The following is a 9,761-nucleotide window of genomic DNA, read 5'->3' as shown; positions in this document are numbered from 1 at the left end:
CCGCCGACGTGACGCCGTCCGCCGAGGCGACGGACATGGGGCTCGCGGGCTGAACCGCCCCCACCCCCACGGCGGGGGGCCGCGGCGGGGGTCCCGCCCCGGCCCCCTTCCTTTTTCCGTCCTTTTTCGGGTCCGGCCCGGGCCGGGCCGCCCCGCGTCCCCCCCGCGCGCCGGCCCCCGCCCCCGGCCGCCGTCCGGCCCGCGCATCCGTGATCCCGCGCCCGCGACGCCATGCGCATGCGCGCACAATGGGCTCTTCGCACTGCCGGCCTGGCGCGGTGCCACAACGGGGAGTTGACGCATGCAGAGCACGAACGGCGGGGCCACGCTCGTCATAGCGGCGGTGGTCGTCGGTCTGGTGATACGGCGGCAGTTACGCACCCGCCCGGTACGCCGTAAGGGCTCGCTGGTCGGGCCGGCCGTCCTCGGTGTGCTGGGTGCCGTGGGGATCGCCTTCGGGATCGCCTCGGTTCTCAAGGACCACCCGCTGAGCGCCCTGGCCGTCGTCCTCCTGGTGGCGAGCCTGGCCGTCGCGGCGGGTTTTGGGGCGGCCAGGGCACGGACCGTACGGGTGTGGCACGGCACCCCGGACGGCCCCCGGGACGAGGTGTTGCGCAAGGGGACGGCGGCCACCACCGGGCTCTGGCTGGTGGCGGTGGTCGCGCACGTCGCGCTGGGCCGGTGGATCGACCATGCGGCCGGAACCGGGGTGCTGGGCGCCGCGTCGCTGTATGCGTACCTGGCGATCGGCCTGGGGACGCAGAACATCCTGGTGCGCCGGCGCGCCGCCCGGCTGGCCCCGAGGGTCGCGCCCGGGCAGCCGGCCGGCGTCTGAAGACCGACGTCTGACAGTCGATGTCTGACGGCCGATGTCTGACGGCCGGTGACTGAAGGCCGCGCGGGCTGGTCGGGCTTCTGGCTGGTCGGACTGCTCGGAACGCGGCGCCGTCCCCCTCCGCGTCACGGCGCAGGGGGACGACCGGGCGTCAGCGGGACTCGTGCAGCACCATGGCCGAGCCGCCGCCACGGCGCTTGGGTTCGGCCACCGCCGTGATCTTGCCGCGGGGCAGGAACTCCAGCGCGGCCACCGCCCCGATCTCCGGTGAGGGGGTGAAGGCCTTCGGGGCCAGGACGAACCGGTGCCCCATCGCCTCCAGCTTCTTGCGCTCGGGAGAGTCGAGGAAGGCCGGTTCGGCTTCCGTCTGCGCCGCGTTCCGCTGCGAGATACGCGGTGCGGCGACCGCCTCCGGCAGCGACATGCCGAGGTCCAGACGGTTGACCAGGGTCTGCAGCACGGTGGTGATGATCGTGGCGCCGCCCGGCGAACCGACGGCCATCATCGGCTTGCCGTCCCGCAGGACGATCGTCGGCGACATGCTGCTGCGCGGACGCTTGCCCGGGCCCGGCAGGTTCGGGTCCGGCGTCCCCTTGGTGAGGGGCGCGAAGTCGAAGTCGGTCAGCTCGTTGTTGAGCAGGAATCCGCGGCCGGGCACGGTGATGGCCGAGCCACCGGTCTGCTCGATCGTCAGGGTGTAGGAGACGACGTTGCCCCAACGGTCCGCGGTGACCAGATGCGTGGTCGAGGGCCCCTCGTGCGGTTGCTTGTTCCCGGTCTTCCCCTGGCAGCCCGAGTCCGGGTGGCGGGGGTCCGCCGGGGCCAGCGGGCTGGTCAGTGCCTTGTCGGAACGGATCAGGCAGGCCCGGCTCTTGGCGAACTCCTTGGCGAGCAGGGGCTTGGTGGGCACGTCCGAGAACGCCGGGTCGCCCACCCAGCGGTTACGGTCCGCGAAGGAGATCCGGCTGGCCTCCAGGTAGTGGTGCAGGGCCTGCGTCCTGTCGGCCTTCGAGAGGTGGAAGTTGTCCAGGATGTTCAGCGCCTCGCCGACCGTGGTGCCGCCCGCCGAGGACGGCGCCATGGAGTAGACGTCCAGCCCGTGGTACGTGATCCGGGTCGGGTCCCGGCGTTCGGTCGTGTAGCGGGCGAGGTCGTCCGGCTTCATCAGGCCGGGCCGGGCCTGGTGGTGGGCGCCGGATGCCACCGGCGGCTTCTGGACGGTCCGCACCACGTCGCGGCCTATGCTGCCGCGGTAGAGCGCGTCCACGCCGTCACCGGCGAGCTGCCGGTAGGTCCGGGCGAGGTCGGGGTTGCGGAAGCGCGAGCCGACCACGGGGAGCTTGCCCTTGGGCAGGAACAGGTCCGTGGTGGACTTGATGTCGCGGAAGCGCTTCTCGTTCATGGCCGTCTGGGCCCGGAACTCCTTGTTGACCACGAAGCCGTCGTCGGCGATCCGGGTGGCCGGGCGCAGGGCGTTCGCCAAGGAGACCGTGCCCCAGCTCTTGAGCGCCTTGTCCCAGGTGGCCGGTGTGCCCGGGACGCCGACCGACAGCCCCGAGTTGATCGCGTCCTCGGTGGGCAGCGGCTTACCGGTCTTGGGGTCGAGGAACGAGTCGGCGCGCATGGTGGCCGGCGCGGTCTCCCGGCCGTCGATGGTGCGCACCTTCTTGGTCTTGGCGTCGTAGTAGACCATGTAGCCGCCGCCCCCCACTCCCGCGGAGTAGGGCTCGACCACGCCGAGGGCGGCAGCGGTTGCCACCGCCGCGTCCACGGCGTTGCCTCCCTTGCGCAGCACCTCCAGCCCCGCGCGGGAGGCATACGGGTTGACGCTGGACACCGCGCCGCCGCTGCCGGTGGCAACCGCCTTCTTCGCGGGCGCCGGCGGTGTGGCGTCGGCCGCGGACGCGGTCCCACCGGCACTGCAGGACGTGGCCAGCAGGGAAAGACTGAGCGCTGCCGCGGACGCGGCAGCGACAGCGGCACGACGGACAGCCATACGGCCTCCAGGATTTCGCTGTGGTGTGCAGGGAATTCCCGAAACCCTGGCACCGTTCGAGTGGCGGATCAACGCTGAGCTGCAAGGTTTGCGTGAGATCTGAGGTTTCCCCTCGGTAACCTCCGAGAGGTTGGGGGACGCGGCGGTCCGCTTCGGAGCCGTGGGCGGACATCGGCACCGGCGGCCAACTACGCCTCTCCCCCGGCCTGTTGACGACTTTGCAGGTGAGTCGGCAACCGGACGGCCAGGGGGACGCGCGCCCGAGCGCGGGAAGCATCCCCGCCTCGCCGCGCCCGGCTCCCCTCCGGCGTCCGCGCCCGGCGGCTCCCCGGCGTCCGTGCCACCACTCCGGTGGACACGCGGCCGCCACGTCGGTGAACACCTGGTGGGCAGGCTGTCAATGCGTACCCTGACGTGGCCGTCTCGTAGATGGCTTGATCCTTTCGCGGTACGACAGGAGCACACGATGGCCGCCTCCGCCCCTGCCGGTTCGTCCGGGACCGCAGTGCGGCATCGCTTCCGGGCGTGGATGCTGGAGGGGCTGGCCGACATGGCCAAGCACCACCCCGGCCCGCATGCCACCCCGCAGGGGGTCGTACGGGGGCAGCGGTGGTGGCGGGTGATGTGCCTGACCGGTGTGGACTACTTCTCCACCCTCGGCTATCAGCCGGGCATCGCCGCTCTGGCTGCGGGACTGCTGTCGCCGGTGGCCACCGTCGTGCTGGTCGTGGTGACGCTCGCCGGGGCGCTGCCGGTCTACCGGCGGGTGGCCGAGGAGAGTCCGCACGGCCAGGGGTCGATCGCGATGCTGGAGCGGCTGCTGACCTTCTGGAAGGGCAAGCTGTTCGTCCTGACCCTGCTGGGTTTCGCCGCCACCGACTTCCTCATCACCATCACCCTGTCGGCGGCCGACGCCGCCACCCACCTGGTGGAGAACCCGCACGTCAGCACCGTCCTTCAGCACCGGCAATTGGTCATCACACTGGTCCTGATCGCGCTGCTCGGTGCGGTGTTCCTCAAGGGCTTCCTGGAGGCGATCGGGGTGGCGGTCGTCCTCGTGGCCCTCTATCTGGGGCTCAACGCGGTCGTGGTCGTCGTCGGACTGTGGCATGTGATCACCGCCGCGCAGGTCATCCCCGACTGGTCCCAGGCGCTGACCGCCGAGCACGGCAACGTCCTGGCGATGATCGGCGTGGCGCTGCTGGTCTTCCCGAAGCTGGCGCTGGGCCTGTCCGGCTTCGAGACCGGCGTGGCGGTCATGCCCCATATCGAGGGCGACCCGTCCGACACCGAGGAACGGCCGGTCGGGCGGATCCGCGGGGCGAAGAAGCTGCTCACCACCGCTGCCGTCATCATGAGCGTCTTCCTCATCATCACCAGCTTCGTGACGACCCTGCTCATCCCCAAGGAAGCGTTCCAGCCCGGTGGTTCGGCCAACGGGCGTGCCCTGGCCTATCTGGCCCATGAGTATCTGGGCTCCGCGTTCGGCACAGTCTACGACGTGTCCACCATCGCCATCCTGTGGTTCGCCGGCGCCTCGGCCATGGCCGGCCTGCTCAACCTGATGCCGCAGTATCTGCCGCGCTACGGCATGGCGCCCCACTGGGCCCGGGCGGTCCGTCCGATGGTGCTGGTCTTCACCCTGATCGCGTTCCTCGTGACCTGGCTCTTCGACGCCAACGTGGACGCCCAGGGCGGCGCCTACGCCACCGGCGTCCTGGTCCTGATCAGCTCCGCCGCGATCGCGGTGACCATCGCCGCCCGGCGCGCCCGCGAGCACGGCTGGTGGCTCGGCTTCGCCTTGATCGCCCTGGTGTTCGTCTACACCACGATCGCGAACATCATCGAGCGCCCCGACGGCGTCAAGATCGGCGCCTGCTTCATCACCGGCATCATTCTGCTGTCGTTCCTCTCCCGCCTCGCCCGCTCCTTCGAACTGCGGGTGACCAGCGTGGTGCTCGACGACATCGCACAGCGGTTCATCCGCGATATCGCCCAGCGCAAGATCCGCTTCATCGCGAACGAGCCCGACCAGCGTGACATCGCCGAGTACCGCGACAAGCTCCAGCAGATCCGCACGGACAACGACATCCCGACGTCCGAGGACTTCATCTTCGTCGAGGTCACCGTCGGCGACCCGTCCGAGTTCGAGAGCGAACTGCAGGTACGCGGCGAGGTGCTGCACAACCGCTACCGCGTGCTCTGCCTGGAGAGCCCCGCCGTCTCCAACGCCCTGGCCGCTCTGCTGCTGCACGTACGCGATGCCACCGGACATCGGCCGCACATCTACTTCGAGTGGACCGAAGGCAACCCCTTCGCCCAGTTCCTGCGCTTCTTCCTGTTCGGCCAGGGCGAGGTCGCCCCCGTCACCCGCGAGGTCCTCCGCGAGGCCGAACCCGACCGGGCCCGCCGCCCCCACGTCCACGTGGGCTGAACGACGGCGCGCACCGCCCCCGCCCCACTCCCCCGCCGTCGCCGGAGCGCCATGCTAGTCAACTTCCGCTCTATACAAGGGAGTTGACGGCCGGTGGGCAATATGACGGCCGCCGTATCTGCCGCTCCCCGCCCCGCCTCGTGCCGCTCCGACTGAAGAGAAGAGGAGTGGGTACACGAGGGCCACCGTTGATCAATGGACAAGGGGAGGGGCGCGTGGTGAAGACCGATGAGTTGAGCGTCGAGGTGTCCGTCATCGATCCGCAGGTGGCGGTCGTGGCCGTCCAAGGGGAGCTGGACACGGAGACCGGCACCGTGCTTCATCATCAGCTCGCCAACCAGCTCGTGCACGGCCGGCAGCACCTCGTGGTCGACCTGCGGGCCGTCCCGTTCATGGATTCCTCCGGCCTGAGCGTCCTGATTCGGGCGGGCAACGACGCCAAGCGGGTCGAGGGAAGTCTGCGGCTGGCCGCGGTGTCCCCCGAAGTCCTGCGTCTGCTCGACCTCACCGGGATCAGTGTGACCATGCCCGTGCACGCCAGCCCCGAGGAGGCGCTCTTCGCGCTCGCGGCGGCCGCGCTGCCGGATGCGGCGGCGTCCGGGCCGGAGGCCGGCGACACCCCCGGCGAGTGAACGGGGTCGTGCGCCTCGTGGCGCGGCGGGCTCGGCACCTGTACGAACGCCGAGACCGGGCGCTGAACTGGCAAGTCATCCGCATGAGAGTGTTCTTGCTGGGTAGGCGGCCGCTGTGCGTTCGCGTGTGCCGGATGCGCAGGGAGGCATGATGACCACCGTCGTGAACGACACCACAACCGAGCAGCACTCCGACCTGGCCACAGAACTGCCGGAGGTGGAGTGCCCCAGCACGGTGGCCCCGAGGGACGCGAGGGAGCTGTCGAAGCAGTTCTTCGACCGGCTGCGGTTCCTCGACGAGGGCACGCACGAGTACCAGTACGCACGGAACACGCTCATCGAGATGAACATGTCGATGGTGCGCTACGTCGCGCGTCGCTACCGCAATCGTGGCGACGACATGGAAGACATCATCCAGGTCGGCACGATCGGACTGATCAAGGCCATCGACCGCTTCGACCTCTCCCGTGAGGTCGAGTTCTCCACCTTCGCCGTGCCCTACATCCTCGGCGAGATCAAGCGCTTCTTCCGCGACACCGGCTGGGCGGTGCACGTCCCGCGCCGGCTGCAGGAGCTGCGCAGCGATCTGGCGAAGGCCAAGGAAGAGCTGCACGTCCAGCTCGACCGCGACCCCACGGTCCAGGAACTCGCCGCCCATCTGGACCTGTCGGAGGACGAGGTGATCGAGGGGATCGTCGCGGCCAACGGCTACTCGGCCGGCTCGCTGGACACCCCCACCGATCCCGACCCCTCCCACCAGCGTCGTGCCCTCGCCGACGTCCTGGGCGAGGAGGATCCGGCCATGGGGACCGTCGAGGACCTGCATGCCCTCGCGCCGCTGTTGCAGGAGCTCGACGCGCGGGAGCGCCAGCTGATCGAGCTGCGCTTCGGGCAGGAGATGACCCAGTCCCAGATCGGCGCCGAGCTCGGCGTCTCCCAGATGCACGTCTCCCGCCTGCTCACCCGCACCCTGACCAAGCTGCGCGCCGGCATGCTCAGCGACCGCTGACCGGGACCGTTCCCGTCGGGCGGGCTCCGGCCGTAGAGGCCGGGTGCCCGCCCGCGGTCGTCGGGGCGGCGGCGCGACGCGTTCGTCCGGCGTCCCCCGTCGTGCGCCACCGGGCCATGCCCCGTCGTCGCCACCGGGGCATGGCGAGGGAGCACGCACCGCGCCGGCGGTATGCGGGCCGTGGTGTCGTACGCGGTCCCTACGAGCCCGCGGCCGGGGTGGGGTGCATGATGGAAGTAATCGAATAGACGCACGTGAAGAGGCGTAATTCGTGAGCGACGGATTCCTGGAGACCGGCTACGGGAGCGACGAGACCGGTGGCGAGGACGTACGGCCCGACCGCGAGGGGCAGGCCGAGGCGTTCGATGCGATCGGTGACCGCTATGACGAGGCGTTCCCGTTCAAGGAGGGACAGCTCGCGGCCGGCGAGTGGCTGATCCGGTCGCTGCCCGGCGGCTCCCGCGTCCTCGACCTCGGCTGTGGAACCGGCCTTCCGACCGCCCGGCAGCTGGTGGACGCGGGGTGCGAGGTGGTCGGCGTCGATCTGTCCCGTGGGATGGTCGCGCTCGCCCGGAAATATGTGCCCGATGCAACGTTCCACCGGCTGGACATCGCCGATCTGGAGCCCGGCGGCCCCCACGACCTGGGCCGCTTCGACGCGGTCGCGGCGTTCTTCTCCCTGCTGATGCTGCCGCGTGCCGAGATCCCCCTCGCGCTGCACACGATCCACGACCTGCTGGTCCCCGGTGGCCTGTTCGCGCTCGCGATGGTGGAGGCCGACGTCGACTACTTCACGATGCCGTTCCTCGGCAACACCATCCGGGTGTCCGGCTATCTGCGGGAGGACCTGCGCACGGTCATCGAGGCGGCGGACTTCGGGGTCGTCGAGGAGACCTCGTACACCTACGCCCCGTCGATCTCGGACGTACCGCCCGAGGAGCAGCTCTTTCTGCGCTGCCGGCGGCGCGACTGAGGCCGGCATGTCCTGGCACCCACAGGACGGACATCCACGAGTGACGGACACCCACGAGTGATGGAGCCCCGCACCCCCCACCACGGACCCGGCAGGCTCCCCGCCGGATCCGGGGGGCGCCCTGCGGAGGGTGCCCGCGGGGAAGCGGAGCGTGGCCCCGAGGCGCAGACGGACCGTCTGCGCTACCTCGAATCCGCGACGCGCCGGATCGCGTGGGGCAGCGACCGGGACGAAACGCTGGGGGAACTGTGCCGGGCGGCGATCCCCGCGTTCGCCGACGCGGTCCTCGTCCACCTGCGGGATCCGCTGCCGAGCGGGGAAGCGGAGCCGGCCGGGCCGATCGTCCTGCGGCTGGACAGCATGGCCCAGGGGCCGGAGGTTTCGGTGACCGAGGCGCCTGCGGGGACCGCCGAGTTCGTGCCGCTGACGGTGCGCGGACGGTTCGTCGGGATCCTGCTGGCGGGGCGGCCCGTGTTCGGCGACGCCCCCGGGCTCGTGCCCACGGTGACCGCCCTGCTGGAGCCGGTGGCGAGCCTGCCGGCGACCACGCCACCGGGCCGGCGGCTGATCGTCGCCCCGCTGTACGGCCGCCGGCACGTCCTGGGCACCGTCGCCCTGCTGCGCGGGACCGGCCGGCCCGCCTTCGCGGAGGACGATCTGCTCGTCGCCTCCCAACTGGCCACCCATGCCGCGCTGGGCATCGACAAGGCCCGGGAGTCCGGCCAAGAGGCCTCCATGGCGGACGCGCTCCAGCTCACGATGCTGCCCTCGTCGCTGCCCCGGACCACGGGCGTCCGACTGGCGAGCCGGTATCTGCCGGCTTCCGACACCGCTCAGGTGGGCGGCGACTGGTACGACGCGATTCCGCTGCCCGGCAACCGCGTCGCGCTGGTCGTCGGCGACGTCATGGGGCACTCCATGACCTCCGCCGCGATCATGGGCCAGCTACGGACCACCGTGCAGACCCTCGCCGGGCTCGACCTGCCGCCCGAGGAGGTACTGCACCACCTCGACGAGCAGGCCCAGCGCCTGGGCAGCGAGCACATGGCCACCTGCCTCTACGCCGTCTACGACCCGATAGCGCAGCGGCTGCTGATCGCCGACGCGGGCCATCCGCCCCCGGTGCTGCTGCACCCGGACGGCTACGGAGAGGTGCTGCAGATCCCGCCCGGCGCACCGATCGGGGTGGGCGGCGTGCCCTTCGAATCGGTGGAGATGCCCGCGCCCACCGGAGCGACCCTGCTGCTGTACACCGACGGCCTTGTCGAGTCCCGGGAACGGGATGTCTGGGCAGGGGTGGAGCTGCTGCGCGCCCGTCTGCAAGCCGCCGCCGAGGCGCTCGGTTCCCCGCCGCTGGACATGCTCTGCGACGCGGTGCTGAACATCCTGGAGCCGGAGACCCTGGACGACGATGTCGCGCTGCTCGCCGCCCGGTTCGACGGATTCCCGCCGCTCAATGTCGCGTACTGGTTCCTCAGCCCGCAGCCCGAAACGGCGGGCCGGGCCCGGCAGTTGACCCGCCGGGCACTGCACCGCTGGGGGCTGGACTCGATGCTGGACGCGACCGAGCTCATGGTCAGCGAGGTGGTGACGAACGCGGTGCGCTACGCCTCCCGGCCGATCGCCCTGCGGCTGCTGCGCACCGATGTGCTGCGGTGCGAGGTGGGCGACGATTCCCCGCAGGTGCCCCGGATGCGGCGCGCGCAGGCAGGTGACGAGGGCGGGCGCGGCCTGTTCCTGGTCGACCAGTTGGCGCAGCGCTGGGGAGCGACGCGGTTGAGCACGGGCAAGGTCGTCTGGTTCGAGCAGCGGATGCCCGAGGGGCGCCGCCCGAGGACGCCCAGCGCGCCCTGACTCCGGTCCGCGGTGGCTGCCGGCCCGG

General features: G+C 71.0%; 7 protein-coding genes. 6 read left to right on the top strand and 1 reads right to left on the bottom strand.

From position 1 onward, the window contains the following. The first annotated feature begins 301 nt into the window (after positions 1-301). Complete coding sequence (locus tag EST54_RS07405) at positions 302-835, top strand: hypothetical protein (RefSeq protein ID WP_129246271.1); 534 nt, start codon at positions 302-304, stop codon at positions 833-835. Between the two features lie 151 nt (positions 836-986). Here the strand turns inward: EST54_RS07405 and ggt are convergent, their stop codons facing one another. Then, a complete protein-coding gene (ggt, locus tag EST54_RS07400; RefSeq protein ID WP_129246269.1) occupies positions 987-2,831 on the bottom strand; it encodes a gamma-glutamyltransferase in 1,845 nt (614 codons plus the stop codon). A 466-nt stretch (positions 2,832-3,297) separates the two neighbouring features. Here ggt and EST54_RS07395 point away from each other — a divergent pair, with 466 nt between their 5' ends. The 5 genes from EST54_RS07395 (at position 3,298) to EST54_RS07375 (ending at position 9,733) form a co-directional block, all read left to right on the top strand. Continuing rightward, a complete protein-coding gene (locus tag EST54_RS07395; RefSeq protein WP_129246267.1) occupies positions 3,298-5,265 on the top strand; it encodes an APC family permease in 1,968 nt (655 codons plus the stop codon). 215 nt (positions 5,266-5,480) lie between these two features. Continuing rightward, positions 5,481-5,897 (top strand): STAS domain-containing protein, encoded by a 417-nt coding sequence (locus tag EST54_RS07390; protein WP_129246265.1) that lies wholly within the window; start codon positions 5,481-5,483, stop codon positions 5,895-5,897. A gap of 151 nt (positions 5,898-6,048) precedes the next feature. After that, positions 6,049-6,906 (top strand): RNA polymerase sigma factor SigF, encoded by an 858-nt coding sequence (locus EST54_RS07385; protein ID WP_129246263.1) that lies wholly within the window; start codon positions 6,049-6,051, stop codon positions 6,904-6,906. Between the two features lie 271 nt (positions 6,907-7,177). Then, positions 7,178-7,879: a class I SAM-dependent DNA methyltransferase gene (locus tag EST54_RS07380; protein ID WP_161989257.1), complete on the top strand. Its 702-nt coding sequence runs from the start codon at positions 7,178-7,180 to the stop codon at positions 7,877-7,879. A gap of 60 nt (positions 7,880-7,939) precedes the next feature. Further along, positions 7,940-9,733 carry an ATP-binding SpoIIE family protein phosphatase gene (locus EST54_RS07375; RefSeq protein ID WP_129246261.1) on the top strand — a complete coding sequence of 598 codons (1,794 nt, stop codon included), beginning with the start codon at positions 7,940-7,942 and terminating at the stop codon, positions 9,731-9,733. The last annotated feature ends 28 nt before the right edge of the window (positions 9,734-9,761 follow it).

Origin of the sequence: Streptomyces sioyaensis, assembly GCF_004122735.1 — a bacterium.
Taxonomy (GTDB): Bacteria; Actinomycetota; Actinomycetes; order Streptomycetales; family Streptomycetaceae; genus Streptomyces; species Streptomyces sioyaensis.
Note: the sequence above shows the minus strand (reverse complement) of the source record. Positions and strands in the feature narration are given on the sequence as shown.